Annotated in this window: 23 protein-coding genes; 7 read left to right on the forward strand and 16 right to left on the reverse strand. The window is 69.7% G+C overall.

Annotated elements, in window-relative coordinates; all coding sequences use genetic code 11:
* The coding region (locus WBA97_RS39165) for a ParB/RepB/Spo0J family partition protein (RefSeq protein ID WP_424236179.1) at window positions 1-647 on the reverse strand (647 nt) is incomplete at its 3' end.
* A 91-nt stretch (window positions 648-738) separates the two neighbouring features.
* Here WBA97_RS39165 and WBA97_RS39170 point away from each other — a divergent pair.
* Complete coding sequence (locus WBA97_RS39170) at window positions 739-2,532, forward strand: BTAD domain-containing putative transcriptional regulator (protein WP_424236180.1); 1,794 nt, start codon at window positions 739-741, stop codon at window positions 2,530-2,532.
* A gap of 90 nt (window positions 2,533-2,622) precedes the next feature.
* Complete coding sequence (locus WBA97_RS39175) at window positions 2,623-3,816, forward strand: cytochrome P450 (RefSeq protein WP_424236181.1); 1,194 nt, start codon at window positions 2,623-2,625, stop codon at window positions 3,814-3,816.
* A gap of 127 nt (window positions 3,817-3,943) precedes the next feature.
* Here WBA97_RS39175 and WBA97_RS39180 read toward each other — a convergent pair whose 3' ends face one another.
* The 5 genes from WBA97_RS39180 to WBA97_RS39200 form a co-directional block, all read right to left on the reverse strand.
* Window positions 3,944-4,420: an EF-hand domain-containing protein gene (locus WBA97_RS39180; RefSeq protein ID WP_424236182.1), complete on the reverse strand. Its 477-nt coding sequence runs from the start codon at window positions 4,418-4,420 to the stop codon at window positions 3,944-3,946.
* Window positions 4,421-4,890: 470 nt separating this feature from the next.
* Complete coding sequence (locus WBA97_RS39185; protein ID WP_424236183.1) at window positions 4,891-6,237, reverse strand: CHAP domain-containing protein; 1,347 nt, start codon at window positions 6,235-6,237, stop codon at window positions 4,891-4,893.
* Between the two features lie 22 nt (window positions 6,238-6,259).
* Window positions 6,260-6,562 carry a hypothetical protein gene (locus WBA97_RS39190; protein ID WP_424236185.1) on the reverse strand — a complete coding sequence of 101 codons (303 nt, stop codon included), beginning with the start codon at window positions 6,560-6,562 and terminating at the stop codon, window positions 6,260-6,262.
* Window positions 6,563-6,633: 71 nt separating this feature from the next.
* Window positions 6,634-6,942 (reverse strand): type VII secretion target, encoded by a 309-nt coding sequence (locus WBA97_RS39195; protein ID WP_424236186.1) that lies wholly within the window; start codon window positions 6,940-6,942, stop codon window positions 6,634-6,636.
* A complete protein-coding gene (locus tag WBA97_RS39200) occupies window positions 6,939-8,387 on the reverse strand; it encodes a WXG100 family type VII secretion target (protein WP_424236188.1) in 1,449 nt (482 codons plus the stop codon). The genes WBA97_RS39195 and WBA97_RS39200 overlap by 4 nt, the downstream gene beginning before the upstream one ends.
* Window positions 8,388-9,042: 655 nt before the next feature.
* On the opposite strand from WBA97_RS39200, the gene WBA97_RS39205 reads away from it, so the two are divergent.
* Complete coding sequence (locus WBA97_RS39205; RefSeq protein ID WP_424236190.1) at window positions 9,043-9,582, forward strand: transposase; 540 nt, start codon at window positions 9,043-9,045, stop codon at window positions 9,580-9,582.
* Window positions 9,583-9,658: 76 nt separating this feature from the next.
* Here the strand turns inward: WBA97_RS39205 and WBA97_RS39210 are convergent, their stop codons facing one another.
* The 4 genes from WBA97_RS39210 to WBA97_RS39225 form a co-directional block, all read right to left on the reverse strand.
* A complete protein-coding gene (locus tag WBA97_RS39210; RefSeq protein ID WP_424236191.1) occupies window positions 9,659-10,363 on the reverse strand; it encodes a VanZ family protein in 705 nt (234 codons plus the stop codon).
* Window positions 10,364-10,415: 52 nt separating this feature from the next.
* On the reverse strand, window positions 10,416-11,510 hold the full coding sequence (locus WBA97_RS39215) for a hypothetical protein (RefSeq protein WP_424236193.1): 1,095 nt from the start codon (window positions 11,508-11,510) through the stop codon (window positions 10,416-10,418).
* Window positions 11,501-12,094 carry a hypothetical protein gene (locus WBA97_RS39220; protein WP_424236195.1) on the reverse strand — a complete coding sequence of 198 codons (594 nt, stop codon included), beginning with the start codon at window positions 12,092-12,094 and terminating at the stop codon, window positions 11,501-11,503. The genes WBA97_RS39215 and WBA97_RS39220 overlap by 10 nt, the downstream gene beginning before the upstream one ends.
* 208 nt (window positions 12,095-12,302) lie before the next feature.
* Window positions 12,303-12,797: a hypothetical protein gene (locus WBA97_RS39225; protein WP_424236196.1), complete on the reverse strand. Its 495-nt coding sequence runs from the start codon at window positions 12,795-12,797 to the stop codon at window positions 12,303-12,305.
* A gap of 217 nt (window positions 12,798-13,014) precedes the next feature.
* On the opposite strand from WBA97_RS39225, the gene WBA97_RS39230 reads away from it, so the two are divergent.
* Window positions 13,015-13,452, forward strand: coding sequence for a DUF1707 SHOCT-like domain-containing protein (locus WBA97_RS39230; RefSeq protein WP_424236198.1), 438 nt, complete (start codon window positions 13,015-13,017; stop codon window positions 13,450-13,452).
* Window positions 13,453-13,498: 46 nt separating this feature from the next.
* Here the strand turns inward: WBA97_RS39230 and WBA97_RS39235 are convergent, their stop codons facing one another.
* The 3 genes from WBA97_RS39235 to WBA97_RS39245 form a co-directional block, all read right to left on the reverse strand.
* On the reverse strand, window positions 13,499-14,284 hold the full coding sequence (locus WBA97_RS39235) for a hypothetical protein (protein WP_424236200.1): 786 nt from the start codon (window positions 14,282-14,284) through the stop codon (window positions 13,499-13,501).
* An 80-nt stretch (window positions 14,285-14,364) separates the two neighbouring features.
* The gene (locus WBA97_RS39240; RefSeq protein ID WP_424236202.1) at window positions 14,365-15,654 is read right to left on the reverse strand and encodes a C2 family cysteine protease; all 1,290 of its coding nucleotides are present in this window, start codon (window positions 15,652-15,654) and stop codon (window positions 14,365-14,367) included.
* Entirely contained in the window at window positions 15,651-15,962 is a 312-nt protein-coding gene (locus WBA97_RS39245) for a hypothetical protein (protein ID WP_424236203.1), read from the reverse strand. Before WBA97_RS39245 ends, WBA97_RS39240 begins: the two co-directional genes overlap by 4 nt.
* 116 nt (window positions 15,963-16,078) lie before the next feature.
* Here WBA97_RS39245 and WBA97_RS39250 point away from each other — a divergent pair, with 116 nt between their 5' ends.
* Entirely contained in the window at window positions 16,079-16,465 is a 387-nt protein-coding gene (locus tag WBA97_RS39250) for a YbaB/EbfC family nucleoid-associated protein (RefSeq protein WP_424236205.1), read from the forward strand.
* An 11-nt stretch (window positions 16,466-16,476) separates the two neighbouring features.
* Here the strand turns inward: WBA97_RS39250 and WBA97_RS39255 are convergent, their stop codons facing one another.
* Window positions 16,477-17,724, reverse strand: a complete 1,248-nt coding sequence (locus tag WBA97_RS39255) for an alpha/beta hydrolase (RefSeq protein ID WP_424236207.1) — start codon at window positions 17,722-17,724, stop codon at window positions 16,477-16,479.
* Window positions 17,725-17,828: 104 nt separating this feature from the next.
* On the opposite strand from WBA97_RS39255, the gene WBA97_RS39260 reads away from it, so the two are divergent.
* Window positions 17,829-18,371, forward strand: coding sequence for a TetR/AcrR family transcriptional regulator (locus tag WBA97_RS39260; RefSeq protein ID WP_424236208.1), 543 nt, complete (start codon window positions 17,829-17,831; stop codon window positions 18,369-18,371).
* A 212-nt stretch (window positions 18,372-18,583) separates the two neighbouring features.
* The gene (locus WBA97_RS39265) at window positions 18,584-20,494 is read left to right on the forward strand and encodes an ATP-binding protein (protein ID WP_424236210.1); all 1,911 of its coding nucleotides are present in this window, start codon (window positions 18,584-18,586) and stop codon (window positions 20,492-20,494) included.
* On the opposite strand, the gene WBA97_RS39270 is transcribed toward WBA97_RS39265, so the two are convergent.
* Together WBA97_RS39270 and WBA97_RS39275 are read right to left on the reverse strand one after the other, a co-directional pair.
* Window positions 20,495-20,875, reverse strand: coding sequence for a hypothetical protein (locus tag WBA97_RS39270; RefSeq protein ID WP_424236212.1), 381 nt, complete (start codon window positions 20,873-20,875; stop codon window positions 20,495-20,497).
* Window positions 20,876-20,989: 114 nt separating this feature from the next.
* Window positions 20,990-21,685 carry an aspartate/glutamate racemase family protein gene (locus WBA97_RS39275; RefSeq protein WP_424236213.1) on the reverse strand — a complete coding sequence of 232 codons (696 nt, stop codon included), beginning with the start codon at window positions 21,683-21,685 and terminating at the stop codon, window positions 20,990-20,992.
* Between the last annotated feature and the right edge of the window lie 38 nt (window positions 21,686-21,723).

Genomic DNA, 21,723 nt, shown 5'->3' on the forward strand with positions numbered 1-21,723 from the left:
GCGCCGACCCGCAGGCGGTTGCGGACGTCGAGCGCCGTCGACGGGGCGATGCCTGCTGCGCGGGCGATCTCCCGCAGCGACCGATCGGGGTCGGCACGCATCAGCTCGGCGGCGAGCAGCCGGCCACCACTGCCGTCGAGTGGCCGGACCCTGCCGTCCCTGCCGAGCCTGCTGTTCGACTGTCCACCGGGGACGGTCGAACAGCGGCGGATCGCGCCGACGGTGGTCGCGGCGAGCCCGGTGACGGCGCCGACCCAGCGGTCGGAACGGGTCGGGTGGGTGGTGACGATGCGCGCCGCGGCCGCCCTGCGGTCCGCTGTGGACAGCGACAGCCCGGTGGCCGTGTTCGCCTCGACGGCCACCACGAACGCGTCGTCCTTGTCGCCGTCGAACCAGCGCACCTCGACCTCGTGGCGGGACAGCAACGCCGCGGCCCGCAGCCGGTGCATGCCGTCGATCACCCGCATGGTCTGCCGGTGCACCACGATCGGGGGCAACGGCACCTCCGCCTCCGCGAGGGTGCGGACGTGGTCCGCGCTCTCGCCCGCGAGCCGAGGCGAATCACCTGCCCGCAGCGCGGTGATCGGGACCAGCTCCACCCCGCTTCGGTACCCGTTCCGCTCATACGTCTCTTCGGTGAGCGACATGCAGGGTGCTCTCCTCCGTGGTCGTGTCCTGAAGCAGTCTCACCGAAGCGGGGCATATGACGGCGCACACGATCCGCATATAGTCGCTCACGTGACGTCGCAAGTGGAGTTTCGGGTGCTCGGCCCGGTCGAGATGCGGGTGGCCGGCCGGCCCGCGACGCTCGGCGGCCCCCGGCAGCGTGCCGTGCTCGGCGCGTTGTTGTTGCACGCCAACGCCGAGGTGGGCAGCAGAGCGCTGCTGCGTCTGGTGTGGACGGACACGCCGAGCTCGGCGGGCTCCAACCTGCGCACCTACCTGACCCGCCTGCGGCGGGCACTGCACGTGCCCGGCGAACCGGCGTCCCGGTTGCGCACCGGTGCCGACGGTCATGTGGTCACCGTCCTGCCGGGTGAACTCGACCTCGCCGAGTTCACCGAGCACGCGTCGGCGGGCGAACGGGCGGCCGACGCCGACACGGCCAGCACGCACCTGGCCAGGGCGCTGGCGATGTGGCGCGGGCCCGCGCTGGCCGACGTCGCGGCCGGTCCGCTGCTCGACGCCGAGGCCACCAGGCTCGAGGCGCGCAGGGAGTACCTCCACGAGCGACTGCTGCGCGCCCGGCTCGCGCTCGGCGAGCACGCCGAGCTGCTGCCCGAACTACGCGCGCTGCTCGCGCACGACCCGCTCGCCGAGGACCGGGCCGTGCTGCTCATGCTCGCCCTGTACCGGTGTGGCAGGCGGGCGGAGGCGCTCGAGGTCTACCGGCGCACGCGCACCGCGCTGGTGGACACCACCGGTCTCGAACCCGGCCTCGAGCTTCGCGAACTGCACCTGCGGCTGCTCGGCGACGAGCCGGCGACAGTCGTCATGCCCGCCGCGTCGCCTGCCCAGCTGCCCTCGGCCCCCGCGCCGTTCATCGGGCGCACGACCGAACTCGCCGAACTCACCTCGGACCACCGGGTCGTCGTGATCGACGGCATGGCGGGGGTCGGCAAGACCGCGCTGGCGATGCACGCGGCGCACCGCCTCGCGGCGGACCACCCGGACGGCGCGCTGTTCCTCGACCTGCACGGTTCGACCCCCGAAACGCCCCCGCTGCCGGCCGCCGAGGCGCTGGCCCGGCTGCTGGCCTCGCTCGACGTGCCCGCCGCGGCGATCCCGCTGGGCACCGAGGCACGGGCCGCGCTCTGGCGCTCGACGGTCGCGTGCCGGCGGGTGGTCGTCGTGCTCGACGACGCGCACCGCGCCGACCAGGTCCTGCCGCTGCTGCCCGGTGCGGGCACGAGCCGCGTCCTGGTCACCTGCCGGCGCGGACTTCCCGGGCTCGGACAGGCGTTTCCGCTGTCCCTCGACGTGCTGCCCCAGCACGACGCCGCGAACCTCTTCGCCGCGGTGAGCAACAGAACCGACGAACCCGGCACGCAGGTGGCCGCCGTCGTCGGGCTGTGCGGCGGACTGCCACTCGCGGTGCGGGCCGCGGCCGACCGGCTCCGCGATCGTCCCACGTGGACGGTCGAACATCTGGTGCGGCGCCTCGCCGACGAACGCACGCTGCTCGCCGAGCTGGCCTCGATGGCGCCGGCCCTCGCCACGGCGCTGGCGGTGTCCCGCACGGCGCTGGGCGACGACCAGCGCCGGATGCTCGACCTGCTCGGCCTTCACCTCGGGACCGACGTGCGACCGCCGTCCGCGGCCGCGCTCGCCGAGGTGAGCGTCCCGATGGCAGACCGGCTGCTCGAGGACCTCGTCGACGCCCGGCTGCTGCGGCAGACCGCGCCGGGACGCTACCGGCTGCACCCCTTGGTGCGGGCCTACGTCAGGGGTAACGCACGCGGGCTCGACCGCCCACTGATGCGGCGTGCGTTGCACAGCCTGCTCGACCACTACCTCGCGCAGGCGGGCTGACCACGCACGCGCTGGCTCGCGAGGGCATCGGCATGCCGTTATCGTCCTAACGCGACATTGGTGGAGGGTCAGCCTCGACGAGGAGTCTTCATGGGCGATGCAGTGCCCACCTATCCGTTCCGCATGCCCGACGCGCTCGGCCCGCCGCCGGAATGGGCGGCTCTGCGGGCCGGCGAGCCCGTCGCGCCGGTGCGGTGGCCAAGTGGAGACCAGGCGCTGCTGCTCACCCGGTACGACGACGTGCGGCGGGTGCTCTCCGACCCGCGGTTCACCCGGCACCTCGTCGCCCCTGACGCCGCGCGGGTCACCGCGAACGAGGAGGGCGGGGTCTTCGGTGAGGCACTGACCGAGGACGTCCTGCACCAGCGCTGGCGCCAGATCATCAGCAGGGCGTTCACGACGAGACGTGTGCAGGCCATCCAGCCGCGCATCGAGGAGACCACCGAGTCGCTCGTCACCGCGATGATCGAGCGTGGTGCACCGGTGGACCTGTTGCCCGCCCTTGGGTTTCCGTTGCCGGCAGCGGTGATCTGCGACCAGCTCGGGGTGCCGGACACCGACCGGGACCGGTTCGCGTACTGGTCGGACACGATGCTCAGCATGACCAAATACACCCAGGCGGAGATCGATGTCGCGCAGGCGGAGTTCGGTGACTACTTCGCGAAGCACATCGCCGCCAAACGAGCCGACCCCGGCGACGACCTGATCAGCGAGTTCATCCGGTTCACCGACGAGTTCGACGGGCTGCTCTCCGACGAGATGCTCATCGCCACCAGCCAGGGACTGCTGGTGGCCGGGTACGAGACGACGGCAGGCATGATCGGCAAGATGGTCGCGCACCTGCTCGCCGAGCCGGGCCGGTGGGCGCGGCTGCTCGCCGATCCCGGCCTGGTGCGCACCGCCGTCGAGGAGATCCTGCGCTTCGATCCCAACCCGGGCTTCGGAATTCCCCGCTACCTCTCCGCCGACCTCGAGATCGGCGACCGCGCGCTGACCGAGGGCACGGCGGTCGTGTGCAGCATCGGCGCGGCCAACCGGGACGATCGTACGTTCGCCGACGCCGACCGCGTGGATCTTGGCCGCACCCCGAACCCGCACCTCGCGTTCGGCATCGGACCGCACTCCTGCGTCGGGCAGACCCTCGCCAGGGTCGAGCTGCAAACCGTGCTCCGGGTGCTTCTGCGCAGACTGCCCACGCTCGAACTGGCGGAGCCACCGGAGACCTTGGCGGTCCGGGAGGGCTTGGTGGTAGGTGGGCTGGAGCGGGTGCTCGTGCGGTGGTGACGGCAGTGCGGCCGCGGCGAACGAGCTACCGCAACCGCACCCCGCACTCATTCGAACCCGTTCGCCGACTCGACCTCGGACGCCGACAACGACCGCATCGGCGCGCCCGTTCGGCAGGCCGGCGCGACTACGTGAGATGTTCGCTGATGCCACTCACGAATTCGTCCCGCGAAATCATCCTGCCACCGTTGGCGCCCAGCGCGTCAAGGCTGTACATCGCGTCGGTCTGGTCGATTTTCCAGACGTGGTCGAGGAAGCGCGTGAGTTCTTTCTTGCTGATCGCGCCATCGGCGTCGACGTCGATGAGATCGAAAATCACGTGCGCGCCGACATCGCTGACGTTGAGCCGATTCTCGTCGGATGTGGCGAGACGGGTCGCGGTGATGAACTGATCCTTCGACAAGCGATCCTCGTGAGTATCGGCATGACGCAGCAGTTCCAGCCAGTGCATCCGGTAGAACGCCTCGAGCGCCCTGACCCGGCGGTCGTCCTCTTTGACGCTCGCCACCTTCTTGTAACGGCCGACCAGGGCGTCGTAGTCCGACCATTCGACGTAGCCGTCACGGTTACCGTCCAGCTTGTCGAACTCGTATTCAATCTTCATCTCGAGGGGATCCGCTGTTTTTCCAGCCATCATGGCCTCCGCTTGTTCGTCAAATTCGATGAGTTACCGAATATCAGGCTCCAAGTTTTCGATAATCGGCGCAACCGCAGTCATTCGCCAGCACCGGACGTCCACTCGATCGAGTGGTCATTGCACATCCGGGTATGGCGCAAGGGCGCTACTCCACGAGTGGGAAGGAAGGTGACGACCGGCGACCACCCTCATCAGGGCGAACCATCAGCCGACGGTGAGGAAAAGCGATACTCCCCGTCAGTATCCAACCGATCTGTCCAACCGCTTCCGGGCCGCGTCGCGGACCCCGACCCCGAAACCCGCGATTGGCCGCGCTCTACCCGTCCGGGTTGTCAGAGCGCGGCCAATCGCGTTGGCTGACGGCGCCCCTCGCACCGTCAGCCAACGACCTCACGCCGCGGAATGCCGGTACCGCAACGAGATTCTGCCGATCCAGGTCACTGCGGGTGCACGCCTCCGTAGAACTCTCCTCCGGACAGGCTGTGGTCGACCCGCTGGACCCGGTCACCCGAGTTGCCCTCGATCAACGTGACCTGGTCGCCGTTGACCGATTCCACGATCCCGATGTGGGTGCTGGTCTCCGTGGACTCCGGGCCGGTGCCGAACAGCAGCACGTCACCGGGGCGTGCCTGGCTGAGGTTGCCCGCGTCGTAGGCCAGGCCACGCTCCTCGCCCCAGGTGTAGACGTCGCCGGTGAACGGCAGGGATGGGATGTCCACACCGGCCTCACGCCACGCCCACGTGGCGAACGACGAGCACCACGCCGCGGACGGGCCGTACTTGTTCTCGTTGCCGGGACCTTCCTCGTAGCCGAGTTCGCCCCGGGCGGCGTCGAGGATATTGCCCTCGGTCTCGCCGTTCGGGGTCTCTCCACCCGGCGGGACCTCGCCACCTGGCGGCACCTCCTCACCCGGCGGAACCTCCCCGCCAGGGGTTCCGCCCGGGGTCTCACCACCCGGAGCACCGCCTGGCGTCTCACCACCCGGAGCACCGCCCGGCGTCGTACCGCCTGGCGTTTCACCCGGAGGCGTTTCGCCACCTGGCGGCATTTCGCCACCCGGCGGGGTCTCACCCGGCGGCGTCTCACCACCCGGGGTTCCGCCGCCTGGCGACTCGCCGCCACCCGGTTCCCCGCCGCCCGGTTCCCCGTTGCCGGGCCCGAGCTGGGGCGGCTCGGTCGGGATCCACTCCAGTGGCCCGCCGCCGTTCGGCGTGAACGTGCCGGTGTTCGGGTCGGGCATCGTGGAGAACTTGGGGTTGATGCTCTCCAGGAGCCCGGACAGCGCGGACGCGGCGTCCGTCATCGCCGAGCGCGCGAGATCGACCTGTTCGGCGACCTGCGGGCGGTAACGCTCGACCACCTCGCTGATGTCCTTCTCGTATTCGCCTTCCTCCGCCGGGCAGTCCATCGCCTGCACCTCGGTGACGAGGTTGGCGAACACCCCTTCCAGCGCGTCCCGCGCACCCTGCACCGTGCCATCCGCGTTGTGCATGTCGGAGCCCGCGTTGGTCAGCGCGTCGGTGAGCGACATCCCGGCGGTGGTGAACCCGTTCATGTACTCGACGAAGCTGTCGGCGGACGCGCCGTCCCACGCGCCGTCGACGTCGCCGATCACCGACTTGACCTTGTTCGTCGCCACCGCGGTCCTGCCACCGGCCTCGGTGAACCTGGTGCCGAGATCGTCGAACACCCCGCCGTCGGCCGTGACGTAGACCGGGTCGGCCATGGTGGCCAGCTCCGGCGCGCTGCCGGGCAGAGTGCTGGCCTCGTCCTTGTGCGTCATCGTGTATCTACCTCAGCCAGTCTCATGCCGCGGTCAGGCACCGGGCGCTGTTCATGTCGGTCTCGCGGACGGTGCCGATGACGGCCTCGACCGCGGCGGCGACCTGGGTGAGCCGCTCGCTGGCCGCGGCGATCTCGGCGCCGACGCCCTCGGCGAACGCGTTCATCGCGTCGGCGAGCGCCCCGGCTCCTTCGAGGTCACCGAACGTGCCTGCGCTGAGGCCGGCCGGCAGGTCGTCTCCGGCGGCGGCCATCGGCCCGACCTGGCCGGACACCTCGGTGCGGCACTGTTCGAGAGCTTCTATGTTGACGGTGAATCCGCTCATTGCATCTCCACTGGTCATGACTGCCGCACCCGCCGACCCGATCGGGACCGGGTCGGCGGTGCGCGACGTGGTCAGCCCGGGTACTGCTGCGTCAGGTTGGTTGCGTTGTTCTCGTCGGTACCGTGGTAGACGGCCGCGGTGCGCGAGATGCCAGAGCTCAGCTCGGACACCGAGGACGACGCGGTCCCGACGGTGTCGGTGACCTGGGACATCGCGCCCTTCAAACCGCCCATCATGAACTGGCCGAACAGGCCGAGCGCGAGGTCGGCGAGGCCCGTCGGCATCCGCCCGCCGATGGTGGACAGCTGGTCGGCGATGTCACCGACGCTGCCCGCGTGTCCCTGGAGTTGCGAGGCGTCAACGTCGAAGTAGTCGGTCATCGGGTGATCTCCGGTGGGTTGGTGAAGTACTCGTCGTCACGGTTCACGGCCCTCGGCTCGGCGGCCGGGAGCTCGGGTTCGAGATCGTCCTGCACGAGCCGGTCGATCTCGAAGACCTCGTCGTGCTGCTCCTCGATCAGCGGGTACCTCCGCTGGTGATCCTTGTCAGCGTCGCCGCCCGGCCGCATGCCGCCCATCGCGCCCATCGGCATGGCGCCCATCCCCCGAGAGCCGTTTCCGGAGCCACCGCCGGACTGCTGTCCGCTCTCCTGGGGCGCGGTGCCGCCACCACGGCCGGCGCCGAAACGAACACTGGATTCGCCGCGGGACTTGGCACCTGTGCCCGCACCCGCGCCCGCACCGCTGGCGGTCCCGATCGGCAGCCCGCCACCGGAGCCCCCGCTGCCGCCGCCGGTCTGGCCAAGCGGGCGCGGCGTGTCCTGCGTGGCGATGTGCGGCTGGGGGGTGAAGCCCGACGAGTAGGTGGACGTCGTTGGCGTCCGCGAGACGTTGCCCTCGAAGGAGCCCCCGCTCGGCATGGCCGGCACGCCGCCGGAGCCGCCGCCGGACCCGCCCGCGGCCGACGCCGGCGCCGAGCCCTGGACGTTCCCCAAGGCCGCGAAGCCCTCCGGGTCCACGCTGCCCGAGGCGCTGGCCTGCATCGTGCCCTGCCCGTTGGACACCGAGGCGGAGGCGTCGGCGCTGAGGCTCTGCTGGCTGATGCTCGTCAGCGCCGTCTGGATCAGCTCCACGATGGCCATCCCGCCCTGCACGAGCTTCATCAGGTTGTCGCCACTGGCCAGCAATGCCGCGAGCTTCGCCGCGATCCTCAGCGCGTACTCCACCGCGATCGCCACGCATGGCGGGATGGCTTCCACGACGCTCTGGCCGAAGGTCTCCCCGGCCCGCGCGATGGCCTGGGTCATGATCGGCACGATCTGCGAGACCGCCTCCGCGATCAGCTCGGTGACCTCCGCGATGGCCTGCGCCACCACCTGACCAGCACCGATGATCGCGCTCGCGGTCGTGTTGCTCGCCTCGCCGAGACCCGCGACACCCTCCGCGTGCTGCGCGGCGGACTCGCGGTAGTCCGACGCCGCCGCGCCCGACCAGCCGGAGGTCTGCGCGTTGGCCGAGGCCCGGTACTCGTCGGCGACGCCCGCGATGTCCTGCCCCGCGGTGCCGAAGCCGTCCGAACCCGCCGAGACCGAAGCGCCGTCGCCGCCCTGCAGCTGGGTGAGCGGTTCACCGAGGAACGACACGAGCGGCATGAACCACGACAGACCCGCCGCGGCGAGCGCGCCCAGCGGGTTCATCGACGAACTCAGCAACCCCAGCGGAGCACCCGGCACACCCAACCCCGGCGCCACCCAACCCTTGGCGCGCACCGCATCATCGGTCGCCCGCAAATCCACCACCATCTGCGCGGTGTTCGTATCAGTCATCCCGGATACTCCTCATTCAGGTTCACGGCGGAGTCGGCGAAGCGAAGAACTCCGCCCGCACGCCGTCCGGAGCGTCGGTCCAGATCGGACGTGTCCCGGCGGGCTGCCGCGGTGGCCGCACCCGCCAGGTTCTCGACGTTTCGAACGTGTCGCTGACAGTGGCACGCACCACGCCCACCAGGCCAGGACCGCGCACCGGACATCTATGTCCTGTGAAAAAGCGGTGGTCAGGGCCGGTCGACCGGGCACGCCGGGACGGTGGTGTCCGGAACCGGCGGCGGCGATCCGGGTCCTCTGGCGTCGAGAACGCGCGTCCCAGGGTGGCCGAGGATCGGGCGAGCGGTCACTTACCCGGATGAGTCACGTGAGCGGGCGACCCGCTCGGTGGTTGAGGCCAGGCGGGCCCGGCCGGAGTCGGCACGCGCAGCCCGGGACCGGCCGGGCTCGTGCACCACAGCGACCGCGGAGTGCGGTACCGAGCGATTCGCTACCCCCCAGCGTCTCGCCGAGACCGGCGCGGTCGCCTCAGTCGGGTCCACACGCGACGACCACCCGGTAATCGTAAACCGGGAACCAGATAACAAACTGATGTGCCCTGGGTTTTGCGGAGTCGGGTTACTGGACTTCATGCTGATCACCCCCAGGAGAGGTCAGCATGCCCAGGAGTTACCCGCCGGAGTTCCGCGGCAAGGTCCTTGACCTGCTCAAAGGCGGCCGCACCGTCGCCCAGGGCGCGCACGATCTGCAGATCAGCGACCAGACGATCTACACCTGGCGCCGACAGGCCCTCGTCGACGCCGGACAGGAACCAGGGCTGACCTCGGTGGAGAAGGCCGGGCCGGCGTCGGCTCGACGTCGGATCGTCGAACTGGAGACCTGCGATGCGGAAGGACCTCTGGCCCCCGCCCAGGACGACGTACTGCCCGTCACCGTGTCCGCTGATGCCTCGCTGATCGGCACGACCGTGGAGATCACGGCAGTCATCAGCGGAGATTTCCCCGAGTCGGACACCCGCAACAACACCGCGACCACGGCATTCGAAGTAGTCGGCGCGCAGCCATCGCCGCCGGCCCCCACCCCCACGGCAACCTCGACTCCCACACCGACGCCAACAACGAACCAGAAGCCGAGGAGTTCAGCCTGGCAACAACCGGAGCGTCTGTACTGGCGATGCTCCTTCGCGCCAGTCTGCTGACAGTTACCGGAATCGCTCTTCGACGCCGATTCGGACGAGCGCGGAGTTCCACCGAGCGGTGACGAGGGGTACGGCTCTACGTTGCCAGGCCGGGCGCGTGGCGAGGCTGGTCCGACGGCGCCTCCGCCGCAGTGCGCCACCAGCGGCGTGACGCCAGCGCGGCCAGCCCGGCGCCCGCGGCGTTGACCAGTACGTCGTCCACGGAGGACACCCGGTCCAGCCGCAGGACGTACTGTGCCGTCTCGACCAGGACCGAGCAGGCCGCCGCGAGCGCCAGGATGCGCGGCACGGACGCCAGCGCCGCGAACCGCATCGGGGCGAAGAACCCCAGCGCCGCGAAGATCAACAGGTTGCCGACGATCCCGATCGGCCCCATCGTGACCAGATCCCGCAACGGCACCAGGCTCACCCGGCCGGGGACGATGCCTGCCCCCGACCCCGGCATCGTGGTCATCCAGACGAACGGCACCGTCCCGTAGACCATGCCCACCTCGGCCAGCGACAGCCGCCACGCCGAGGTGACACCGGCGGCCCGCCGACGGCGCGCCAGAAACCACACCACCAGCCCGGCCAACGGCAGCCCGGCCAGCATCATGAACAGCACACCGTTCTCCGTGTCGAAGCAGCCGTGCCACCGCCCGGCCATGCAGGTCGGAGCGGACATCATGAGCGGCCGCCACAGGACGAACGCCGCGCCCGCCAAGCCGAGGACCGCCAGGCTGACGAGCACGATCGTGCGCGTGCGGCGGGGCGATGCTGACCGGGACACGCTCTGCTTCATGCCACCATTAGACGGTATGTGATCGTCAGGCCGACGAGGTGGCGCACTGTGTCTAGGAGAGCTTGCCGAGTAGGTCGGTGTTCGCGCGTGTGTCGTGTCCGAGTGCCACGGTGAGCTTCGGTAGTGCGTTGAGCGCGGCGAACACGGCGGTGCTGGCATGGTCGGTTTCGGGGGTGCGGAGGTCGAAGACGTTGGGGTAGCGGTCTTCTTCCTTGCCGGAGAAGGTGTCGTCCGCACCGATCTGGCGGCCTCCTTCGGTGAGTTCGGGGTTGCGGGTCGCGTCGATGGAAGGGAACAGGACCACGTCGACGGTGCCGTTCGTGGCGAGCGGGATACCGAGCAGGCCGGTGAGCTGGTCGGGGTAGAGCTGCGGTTTGAGCTCTCGGTTTCCTTGGCGGATCGGGGCCCGGTCCCGTTGTGCCAGTGCGTCGAGCACCGCGCTGGTTGTGGAGGGGTGGAGTTCGTCGCGGGCGGCGGCGACCTGGTCGTACCAGTCCGCGGCGTCGAGCAGGCCGAACCCGATCGCGGCGGCGGCGGGCCATGGCGCCACTGTCACGGTGCCGGTGTCGTTGGCGCGGGCGAAGACCCGGTCGTTGGCGAGCAACGCGCCGCCGGTCGCGGTCACCAACTGCAACGCGACCGCGGTCTTCCCGCTGCCTTTGGTGCCGAACGCCAACGCCGCCCGGTCGTCGCGGACCACGGCGGAGGCGTGCAGCAACACCCACCCGGAGGCCGCGAGGAGCCCGCGCAGCGCTTCGCGGGCGAGCCGGCACGCGGCCGAGGCCACCGTGACCGTGTCCGTGCCGACGATCTCGACCCGGTCGCCGGACACCGCGTACGCGACGTGGTCTTCCCCGTAGCCCAGGATCTCGCCGTCGGTGCGGATGAGGCGCATGTCCTTGCGCGCGTAGAGCACCGTGTCATGGTCCGACTCGTTTACCCGGGCCGCGATCTCGTCGAACCTGGCGGGGTCGATGCGCGCGGTCACGTCCACGTCGTGGCCGATGGTGTCGGCGAGTGTTCGTCCGGCTCGCCACCATTGGCCGAAGTACCGGCACACCCACTGCGCGACATCGTGGTCGTTGGTGCGGACTCGCGCGGACAGGTCCGCGATGTCGATCCGGACCTCGGACTCCGTTACGGACACGATCTGGTTTCCTCACTGTCGTTGGTGATGGATTGATAGATTCTGATCAGTTTGTCGTTGGACGCGTCGAGCAGGGATTGCTCGGTTTCGGTCAGCGGCGGCAGCCGCACGGTTGCCTGTCCGGCGGTGAACATGACCGGTTGCCCCAGCCATGCCCGGTCCGCGCCGTAACTGGTGGACAGCTGCACGGTGGCGTCAACGCCGCCGGCCACGGCCCGCAACGCGGAGAGCACCGCACCGGCCGCGCCGGCGCGTATCCGGCCCATCCCGGCCCGGATCGTGGTGGGCCGGGTCCGGAACGCGGTCATCGCCGCGCGGGTCCGCGGGTCGTGCGGGCTGACCGGCTTGTCGTCGATGCGGGTGGACGACAGGCAGCACACGGCGGCGTCGCCGTGTTCACCGATCACATCGCCGGCGACCCGTTCGGCGGGCACGTCGTAGGCGGTGGCGAGAACGGCGCGGTAGCGGGCCGTGTCCAACCCGCTGCCGACGCCGTACACCCGTGCACCGGAGACCGCCGCGCACAGACGTGTCAGCACGTCAACCGGGTTGGTCACCACGACGGTGCCGCCGCGAGCTGGCAACCGATCATCCCCACCCTCAGGACCATCCAGTCCGCCCGAACAACCATGGCACTGGACAAGATCACCAAGTTCGCGCCAACGCTCCGGGCTCCGGCACCTACCGTGTGATGCTCGACCTGGCGGAACGCCCGAACATCACGAGCAACGTGCTGCCAGCAAAGGTCGCCGTCCTGTATTATGACGGCTTCGACCGCGGTGCGCGCCGTCCTCAGCAGCGCACGGTGGGTGGCGGCGGGAAGATCCCCGAATCGCGCTTGTACACGCAGTGCACCGTGTCGGTGTCATTGCCTGGCACGGGATCCGGCGGGACGCCGGCCGTTCTGGTCGCGGTGGCGTCGACCGGTGTCGGCGGCGATGGCAGGCTGAAGAACACCGTGCCGGTCAGCGTCGCGGACCCTCCGGCGGACAGCGGGCCGAACGAACAGGTCAGCGTGTCGGCGGCGGCGCTGAAGACGCAGGGCGGCGAGCCGGGGCCGCTGTACGCGCCGGGGTGCAGCGCCACCACGACGGTGGCCGAGGTGAGTGCCGAGGGCCCGTTGTTGGTCACGGTCACCTGGTAGTTGGCGCCGGGAAGCAGCAGCGTTCCGGTGGCGGCAAGGTCGACCGCGAGGTCGGCGCCGTCGAGCACCCGTGCACCGGCGGGCGCCCCGCCGGACACGACCAGAACCGCGGTGGACACACCCGCGACAACCGCTCGTGACACTCTCCTCGACACGAGAGACATCTCATCAACCCCCTTGAGGAAACCCTCCCCGCGAACCAACGACAAACGAGGACCATAACCCCGGTCAGGTCCCGGAAATATCGCGGGAACGGACATCCAACGTCACGGAGCAACGCCTCGCACCAATCGGCCTACCGGGGTGCCTGTGTGAGTAGCGCGGCCGCCTCCGATCAAGGAACTCCGATACCATTCCGCCATGAGCAGGGTCGCCGACGCCGCCATCCGGATCAGCAACGTCGAACGGGACGAGGCCGTCTCGACGCTCGGCGCGCACCTGTCCACCGGACGGCTGGCGCTGGACGAGTACGAGGAGCGCTGCGGAAAGGCCGTGGCCGCCCGAACCCGGGGTGACCTCGAGGAGCTGTTCACCGATCTTCCCGCGCCGCATCCCGACCTGAGCTCGGCGACGCCGCCTGCTCAGCCGATGCGGGAGGCGGGCCAGCTCGTCAGTACGAAGACCGGCGACGCTTACCGCACTGTCGCCGGGCTGACCTTGTTCCTCGGCGTGCCCGGGGTGATCCTGTTCTCCGACTTCCACGGCGACTGGTGGATGTACATCGTGCTCGGCATCGTGCTGGTCGTGACCACCACGTTGTCCAGGAGGGCGAAGAGGGCGCCGCGGGCCGACACGTGAGCGGCGGGTCCTCCCCAGGCGCCGAGCGGCACCGCCGCCGTCGATCTCAGCGTGGGAGGAGCTGCCGGACCTGACGGGCGTACACATCCCAGGGCGCGGCCGTGTTGAGGACCGTCGGGGGGCTGCTCGACATGTCGAGGAAGAACACCCCGGTCCGTTCCTTCTCGACAGGGAAGGCCCACGTGCCACCGGGGGCCGATGGCTGCGGTCCCCTCACCACCTCGACGGGCCCGGCCAGTTCACCCTTGAGCACCTCGATCGGCTCCAGCGTTCCCGCGTCGGCCCAGTCGAGCCGTGGTGTGCTCGTCTCGACACGGCTCGCGTCGCCGGTCGCCGCGGCGAACACGATCACGTCCGCCCTCGCCACCCAGTCCGCCAGTTGGTCGTTGGTCGGCGGCGGCAGTTTGGCCGCGAGGCCGGCCACGGCACGTGCGAACCACTGCTGCGCGAACTCGTGGTCGTGGACCCCGACGTGACCGAAGAGCGTTGGTGTGTCACCGGTTTCCTTCAGCACGAAGACGCCGCCGGAGCGCGCGTTCCGGTCGCTCGGTGCCGCCGACGCGTCGACGAGGTAATAGGACGACTCCGGCTTCGTGATCGTCAACTTGCCGGGTTCGACGTCGCCCTTGACGGTGGACTCGACCTCGATCGTCGCGGTCTGCGGATCGAAGGTGCCCGCGTCGGTGGCGCTGATGGCCGGGTCGACCTCGATGACCGAGCCCGTCACGATCAGATCCGCGCCCGCAACCAGTTCCTTGATTGGTTCCGCCGGGTCGGTCGCCTCGTCGCCGCCTTTGCCCGGCCGCTCATCGGTGGTGGTTTCGGGCCGCATCGGCTGCTCCTTCTGATCTGCTGAGCAGGCGCAGGCCGCCATCGCCAACAGGATCGCGACCACGGCTCCTGCCTGCCTCACTAATCCCAGTCCTTCACGTAGCGAACCTTGTAGAACTCCTCGGAGAAGTCGTCGATGTTCATGACGATCCTGCCGTCGGGATACGCCTCGCCGCCGGCCTCTTCGACTCCGTTGATGATGTCGGTGCTGTTCGAGGCGTGCGGATTCATCATCTCCACATACTGCACGCCGTCACGCTCGTACACGTTGGTCACGATCAGCGCGTGTCCACCGTCGATGCCGATCCGCCCGTCCACGCTCGCGGTGACCGGCCGCCCGTCGTTGAGAGCTGACTGCATCTCGTTGTAGGAGTCGCCCGGCGACTTGTTGTCCCCGAAGAACAGGTCATTGGTGGAGTCCGGGTCGAAGTTCCCGGTGTCGGCACCGAAGAGATCCTGGTAGGCGTGGTCGGAGAACCCGCCCTCGATCTCGTCGTACGTGCCACCGTCGCGCTCGGCATACGCCGTCTCGACGACCGCGACCCACTTGCCCTGGTCCGCGCCCTGGTCCAGCAGCGCGTCGTCGTTGACCGTGACGTCGCCGTCCTGGAAGTGCACGGTGTAGGTGCCATCGCCGTTGTCGGTGATGAGATCCTTGATCTTGTCGGGGTTGGACAGTGCCGTCGAGCCCAGTGCGGCCAGCAGCCAGCAGTCACCGAAGTCGCCCTGGTCGATGTCATCGATGCTCGGTTCCCCGTTGGGATAGAGCGGGTCATCCGAGCGGTCCTCGGTGCTGTGATCGGTCGGCGGGCCCTCCGGGTTCATGTCGCCTTCGGACATCCCCTCGAAGGCGCTGCTGATCGCCTCGGCGGCCTCGGCGTCCTCCGTCGCCATGCCGGCGAGGTTCTGCTTGATCGACGTCTCGTACTGGCGTGCCTTCTCGTCCAGGGCATGCTGCGCCGCGACCAGTTGCTCGGGGTCGGCCTCACCGCGGACGTACAGCAATGCGGACGGGGCGGTCACCGAGCCGTCCTCGGCCACCCGGAAGTCTTCGGCCTCCGCCTGGGTGATGCTTGTGCGTGCGAGCAGCTGATAACCCTCGATGGCGTCCGCGCCGGAGTCGGCGGCGTCCGCGGCGTCCACGTGCGCGTCGGAGATCCGGCGGACCTGCTGCTCGGCCCGGCCCATGGACTCGGCGGCCGCGTCCGCTGCGTCGCCGGACCAACTGGTCGACAGGTCGCCCAGCAGGCGGACCGCGGTCCCGTTCCCCTCCCTCAGCAGGGTGCCGTTGGCGCGGAACTCCTCAGCCTGTGCCCGCAGCGCACTCACATCGCCTTCCAGCGCCTGCGTCTTGCCGATCGCCACCGTCACACCACCACGTCCGAGCCGGCCCTGCGGATCGCGGTCTCGCTGCTCGCGTCGATCTGGTCGTACTCGGTGGCTCCATCGGCGGCGGCGCTCGACCACGCCCGCCACGACCTGGCGACTCCCGAGAACGCCACCCCGGACGCCTCGCTCGCCGACTCGCAGGCACCGGCAACCGCGAATCCGGCCATGCCGGTGCTCACCCCTTCGGCAGCGCCGGCCTTCCGCCCTGACTCGATCTGGCGACAGCAACCTTCGACCGACGCGGCCGTGGTCCGCAACAGACCGGACTCCACCTGAAAACCGTTCGGCATCGCCCCTCCACGCCTTGCCCGTCGACCGACTCACCTCTCGGGCAAGGCTAGCGCGCACACCCGGCCGAACTGGTGCGAATGACCAAGAACGGCCCGGCCGCGGCTATGCTCACCGCGTGTCCGATGCCATCCACTCGCGTCTGGCGGACATCCAGGCGTCCCTCACCGCGTCGTGTTCGGCCGAATCGGCCGACGGCACCGTCCGCGCCGAGGCGAACGCCAAACGGCAGATCGCCCTCCGGCTTTCTCCCGCCGCGATGAAGATGCGACCGGGCGATCTCGCCGCCCTGATCCTCACCACTCAGCAGGAGGCGCAGAGCAAGGCCGAGGCGGCGATCACCGAGACGCTCGACACCTTCCGCGCCGACCCGCGGGTGGCCGTCGCGCTCGACAACCTGCGCGACACCCAGGCCAGTCCCCCGCCGCCGCCCCGCCGGACGGCCGAGCCGGACGACGAGGACGATGACGAGGACTTCGTCATCTTCGGACACGGTCGTGACTGACCCGTTCGCGGTCAGGGACAGTCGGCAGGCAGGGACTGTGAGAGCGGGAGCGTCGCGGTCACCTGGCAGTTCCCTGGCCCGCTGATCTGGACTTGACCGCTTCCCGTGGCGCTCAGGGTGTCGCCTGACCGGGTGAACGTCGCGACGGTCGACGGCGGCGCCGCGAACGTGTAGTCCAGCGCCCACATCTCGCCCTCGGCGGCGACCGTTCGGTACTCCCAGTTCTGTGGATGTTCCTCCACCGGTTCGAAGAAGCCCCACGCCCGTGCCTCGACGAACGCGCGGTCCCACACGCCGAAGGTGTGCACCCCGCACGTTGTCCTGGCGGTCACGTCCGCACCCGTGGTGCGAGCGACGTGCGCGAACAGGCCCTGTTGGACGTTGATGATTCCTTCGATCACGACGTCACCGGGAAAGCTCGGCAGGATCGGGTCCTGGGGGCAGTTGATGCCGTTACCCGAGGTGAGGTACATCCGCGTGTGGGCGTAGTTCCCGACGATCGCCCTGGAATTGTTGCCACCGGCGTAGGCGCCGGTGGCTGGCCCGAAGATCTGCTGGTATCCGGCGCCGTTGACCAGCCCCAGCACCGAGAGTCCGAACTGCACCTCGAGGGCCTGCATGTTCGGCAACGCGGCCGAGAACCCCACCACCGAGCCGAAGTAGCCCGGCATCAGCCCCGCGTAGCGCAGCGCGCCCTGGCCTCCCATGGAGATGCCGCCGATCGCATGCCACCGGCGCTCCGGCAGGATCCGGTAGCGGCTCTCGATCGTGTCCTTGAGCAGTCGCAGGTGGTAGGTCGCCCACGCGGGATTCGCCCTGGCGCCGCCGTTCCACCAGTCCATGTACATGCCGAACGTGCCGCCGTCGGGCATCACGATGATGGCGGGCAGGCCTGCCGCGAGCACCTCGATGTCCGAGGCCCAGGTGTCGGCGCCACCGTTCGCGCCATGAAGCAGCCACAGCACCGGGTAGGCGCGGTCCGGGTTCGCGTCGTAGCCATCCGGGAGCAGCACGTTGACCTTGGGCACCGTGCGCCCGCCGGGGAGCAGGGCGCCCGGGGTCGACGTGTCGACCAGCGGGCTCGGCAACTCGAAGGTCTCAAGACGCTGTCCCGGACTCGGCTCGTCCGCGACCGCGGTCCCCGATGGGCCGATCGCGGTGGTCACCATGGCAAGGGCGAGTGCGCACAGGGTACGGACGAGGGTGCCGCTGATCTGCCCCACGCGCCGAATCCCCGGGGTCACCAGGGTCTGTTCCATGCTTGGCAAGGTAACATGCAGGTATGCAGTTAAGTGCAAATCTGCAGACAAATGACGCGGCTCAACGGCACCGCACCCAGGCCCAGCGCCGCGCGGAAACGCGCGTGGCACTGCTGGAAGCGACCGTTCAATGCCTCGTCACCCACGGGTACGCCAAGACGACGACGGGCCGGATCGCCGCGCTCGCCAAGGTCTCTCGCGGGGCACAAACTCTTTACTTCCGCACTCGCGCCGAACTCGTCGGCGCCGCCGTCACACACCTTGCCGAGCAACGGGCCGCCGCCGCGCACGCCCGGTTCGCCAAGGGGCCCGTCTCCATCGAGGAAGCGCTCGACGTGCTGTGGGAGGAATGCCAGGGCGTCGTGTTCAACGCGACGCTCGAACTCTGGGTCGCGTCCCGGACCGACCCGGAGCTGCGCGAGAACCTCCACCGCCTCGAACGTGACGTGGCACGGACCATCGCACGGGAGGCCGAAACGGCACTCGGCGACATCGCAAGACGGCCGGGGTTCGCCGACGACCTGATCTTCGCCATCGCGACCATCCGAGGACTCGCGCTACTGCGGATCAGCAACGGCGGAAGCGGGCGAGCCATGAACCACCTGTGGAAGCAGACCCGGACCCGGCTCGTGCGACTCCTCTCCTGAACCGTGGACTCGCAGGTCCCGAACCGAAGACTCGCGGGTCCCCAACCGAGGACTCGCGGGTCCCCAACCGTGGACTCGCGGGTTCCGAACCGTGGACTCGCGGGTTCCGAACCGTGGACTCGCGGGTTCCGAACCGGGGACTCGCGGGGTTGTCGACAAACCGTGACATGTAGCGGACAACGTTCGCACATTCGGGGTCGATCGTTGTCGTCATGAACGAGCCACGTCGGGGCAGCCGTTTGGCGGTGTGTCTCCAGGCCGCGCGGCAGCGTGGTTTCGTCGGACGGAAGGAGGAGGTCGCCGCCTTCGACGAGGCGCTGTGCGGTGGTGGCAGGGTGCTGTTCGTGCACGGCCCCGGCGGTGTCGGCAAGTCGGCGCTGCTGAGCTGCTTCGCCCAGCGGGCCGAGGAGGCCGGGCGCACCGTGACCATGCTGGACGGGCGGATGGTCGACCCGTCCCCCGCCGCCTTCATGGCCGAGACCGGGTCGATGTTCGCCGACGAGCGCCCGGTGCTGCTGATCGACACCTTCGAGCGCGTCCACGGCCTGGAGAACTGGCTGCGCGAGCGGTTCCTGCCGTCGCTGCCTGCCGGCACGCTGGTCGTGGTGGCCGGGCGCATCCCCCCGGACATGACGTGGCGGGCCGACCCGGGCTGGGCCGACCTGTTGCGGGTCATCGAACTGGGCGAGCTGGAGCCCATGGACGCCGACGCGCTGCTGGACTCCCGCCGCGTGGCCGGTGCGCTGCGCGATCCGCTGCTCGCCTTCGCGGGCGGGCACCCGCTCGCCCTGTCGCTCGGGGCCACGGCGACGATCGACGACAGTGCCACCGGCGCCCGCTGGGCCCCTGCCCATGACATGGTCGCCACCCTGCTCGACCGGCTCGTCGGCGACATGCCCGGTCCGGCGCACCGGCATGCGCTGGAGGTCTGCGCGCACACGTACCGGTCCACACAGGACGTGCTGCGTGCGGTGCTGCCCGGCGAGGACACGGCGGCACTGTTCTCCTGGCTGCGGCGGCAGCCGTTCGTCGAGTCGAGCCCGCTCGGGTTGTATCCACACGAGGTCATCCGCGAGATCCTCGAAGCCGACCTTCGCTGGCGCGACCCGAGGGGCCACGCCGACATGCACCGGCGCATCAGGGCCCACCTCGTCCAGCGGATCCACACCGCGGCCGACGAGGACGTGCTCTGGGCCGTCGGCTCGCTGTTCTACCTGCACCGAAACGATGGCCCGGCACCGGCGCCGCACGTCTGGCGCGGTGAGGGCGAGCTGTACGAGGACGTCTTCCACGCGGAGGACACCGATGACCTGCTGCGGCTGGCCGGTGAAGGGGAGGCGGAGGCCGTCTCCCACTGGATCGCCCGGCGACCGAGGACGCTCCGTCTCTACCGGGACGCCGCGAGCGGCGAGCTGGCGGGTGCCTGCGCCTGGCTCCGGCTGGACTCGGAGGCCGAGGCGGATGCGGACCCGGTCGTCGCCGCGGCCTGGGCCCACGCCGGCGCCAGCGCGCCGCCGCGGCCCGGCGAGCACCTGGCCGTGCTCCGGAGCTGGGTACGCGAGCACCACTGGGGCACATCGCCGGTGATGAGCCTGATCCAGTGGCGTGCCGTTGGCTGGATCCTGCGCTCCGAACGCATGGCATGGTCGTTCATGGCCGGTGACGATTCCCTGACGGGCCACGACTGGCGGGCCGTGCCCCCGGACGTGTGGCTCGACCAGCTGCTGGCCGGCGCACAGGGGTCCCCCGCCAGGCACGAACCAGCGCTGGCAGTGCTGTCGCGGGAGGAGTTCACCGACGCCATCCGCAAGGCCCTGCGGCACCTGTCGAAACACGGGGAGCTGGCCACCAACCCCCTCACCCGCAGCAGACTCCTCGCCGGGCGGGCCGAACCCGAGGGCGCCCTGCGGGAACTGCTCGAAGACGGCATCCGCGACCTGGGCAGGGACCCGAGGGCGCGCAAGCCGCACCGCGCCCTCGACGTCACCTACCTACGTGGCGCCCCCACCCAGGAGGCCGCCGCCGAGCGTCTCGGCCTGTCCTTCAGCACCTATCGCCGTCACCTGACCGCCGGCATCGACCGCATCAGCGAAGACCTGTGGCGCCGGGAACTGCAAGGATGATCATGGCCGGGGGATGCTGGCGACGAAGCGCTCGTCGCCGCCGTGGATGAGGGTGATGTCGACCCGTGTGATGCCGCCGCTCGGGCCCTCTTCGGTCCAGCCGAAGGGCTTGACCTCGTTGGACGCCGTCCGCGTCTGGACGTCGAGCAGCGTGGATGCCTGGTAGAACTTGAACTCGACCGTGGTGCTGCCCTCGGTCTCGTAGTCGATCACGTCGCCGTTCACGCCCACCGACCGGTTGTACCAGGTCAGGTCACCGACCACGCCGCCCCGGCTGGTCCACGTGTCGCTGAACGGGGACTCCGGTTCAGCGACGGCCGCGGTCGGGGCCACCAGCAGGGCGATGGCGGTCAGGGTGGCGCACGCGGTGAGGCGTTTCATGCTGCTCCTTCTTCGAGGCAAACCTTTCACGGAAATTATCGTGGCCGTCTCGGTGTCCGGGGCACGTTTTGTGCGCGGCCTGTGCGTGTCCTGTGCCTCACGCACGATCCACCCTCAGCGATCCGGGGTGGCGAACCTGACTGCCGCCTCCGCGTGTAGCCGGGCGCTTGGCAGCAACGGAATGGCGGTGTCCTTGTCGGTGATCAGCAGCTCGATCTCGGTGCAGCCGAGGATGACGGCCTCGGCACCCTGGCCGGCCAGGCAGGCGATCGTCCGCACGTAGGCGTCCCTGGACGAGGGCCGCAGCACCCCGCGCACCAGCTCATCGAAGATCACCCGATGGACCAGCTCGCGCTCGTCGCGGCCGGGGACGAGCACCTCGAAGCCGTGCCCGGCCAGCCGGTCGGTGTAGAAGGACTCCTCCATGGTGAAGCGGGTACCCAGGAGGCCGACCTTCCGCATGCCCCTGGCGCTCACCTCGGCGCCCACGGCATCGGCGATGTGCAGCACCGGCACGCTCGCCGCCCGCTCCACCTCGTCGTTCACCCGGCTGAAGGTGTTGCTGCAGATGAGAAGCAGTTCGGCCCCCATGGCCTCCAACCGGGCGCCGGCGCCCGCGAGCAGTTCGCCCACCTCGTCCCACCGGCCGGAGAAGATGAGGTCCTCGACGACCGTGTAGTCGACCGACCAGATCAGGCTGTTGGCGGAATGGCTGCCGCCGAGGCGTGCACGCACCCGCTGATTGATGATCTGGTAGTAAATGACCGTCGATTCCCAGCTCAACCCGCCGATGAGCCCGATTGTGCGCATGGCCCGGCAGGTTAGCGGGAGGCCTTGTTCATTTCGCA

Origin of the sequence: Actinophytocola sp., from assembly GCF_049647105.1 — a bacterium.
In the GTDB taxonomy this organism is placed as follows: domain Bacteria; phylum Actinomycetota; class Actinomycetes; order Mycobacteriales; family Pseudonocardiaceae; genus Actinophytocola.

Bases quoted from the DNA above. Each gene is read 5' to 3' on its own strand.
- WBA97_RS39175 (WP_424236181.1), top strand. From the start codon at position 2,623: ATGGGCGATGCAGTGCCCACCTATCCGTTCCGCATGCCCGACGCGCTC.
- WBA97_RS39180 (WP_424236182.1), bottom strand. From the start codon at position 4,420: ATGAAGATTGAATACGAGTTCGACAAGCTGGACGGTAACCGTGACGGC.
- WBA97_RS39185 (WP_424236183.1), bottom strand. From the start codon at position 6,237: ATGACGCACAAGGACGAGGCCAGCACTCTGCCCGGCAGCGCGCCGGAG.
- WBA97_RS39190 (WP_424236185.1), bottom strand. From the start codon at position 6,562: ATGAGCGGATTCACCGTCAACATAGAAGCTCTCGAACAGTGCCGCACC.
- WBA97_RS39195 (WP_424236186.1), bottom strand. From the start codon at position 6,942: ATGACCGACTACTTCGACGTTGACGCCTCGCAACTCCAGGGACACGCG.
- WBA97_RS39200 (WP_424236188.1), bottom strand. From the start codon at position 8,387: ATGACTGATACGAACACCGCGCAGATGGTGGTGGATTTGCGGGCGACC.
- WBA97_RS39205 (WP_424236190.1), top strand. From the start codon at position 9,043: ATGCCCAGGAGTTACCCGCCGGAGTTCCGCGGCAAGGTCCTTGACCTG.
- WBA97_RS39210 (WP_424236191.1), bottom strand. From the start codon at position 10,363: ATGAAGCAGAGCGTGTCCCGGTCAGCATCGCCCCGCCGCACGCGCACG.
- WBA97_RS39230 (WP_424236198.1), top strand. From the start codon at position 13,015: ATGAGCAGGGTCGCCGACGCCGCCATCCGGATCAGCAACGTCGAACGG.
- WBA97_RS39235 (WP_424236200.1), bottom strand. From the start codon at position 14,284: ATGCGGCCCGAAACCACCACCGATGAGCGGCCGGGCAAAGGCGGCGAC.
- WBA97_RS39245 (WP_424236203.1), bottom strand. From the start codon at position 15,962: ATGCCGAACGGTTTTCAGGTGGAGTCCGGTCTGTTGCGGACCACGGCC.
- WBA97_RS39255 (WP_424236207.1), bottom strand. From the start codon at position 17,724: ATGGAACAGACCCTGGTGACCCCGGGGATTCGGCGCGTGGGGCAGATC.
- WBA97_RS39265 (WP_424236210.1), top strand. From the start codon at position 18,584: ATGAACGAGCCACGTCGGGGCAGCCGTTTGGCGGTGTGTCTCCAGGCC.
- WBA97_RS39270 (WP_424236212.1), bottom strand. From the start codon at position 20,875: ATGAAACGCCTCACCGCGTGCGCCACCCTGACCGCCATCGCCCTGCTG.
- WBA97_RS39275 (WP_424236213.1), bottom strand. From the start codon at position 21,685: ATGCGCACAATCGGGCTCATCGGCGGGTTGAGCTGGGAATCGACGGTC.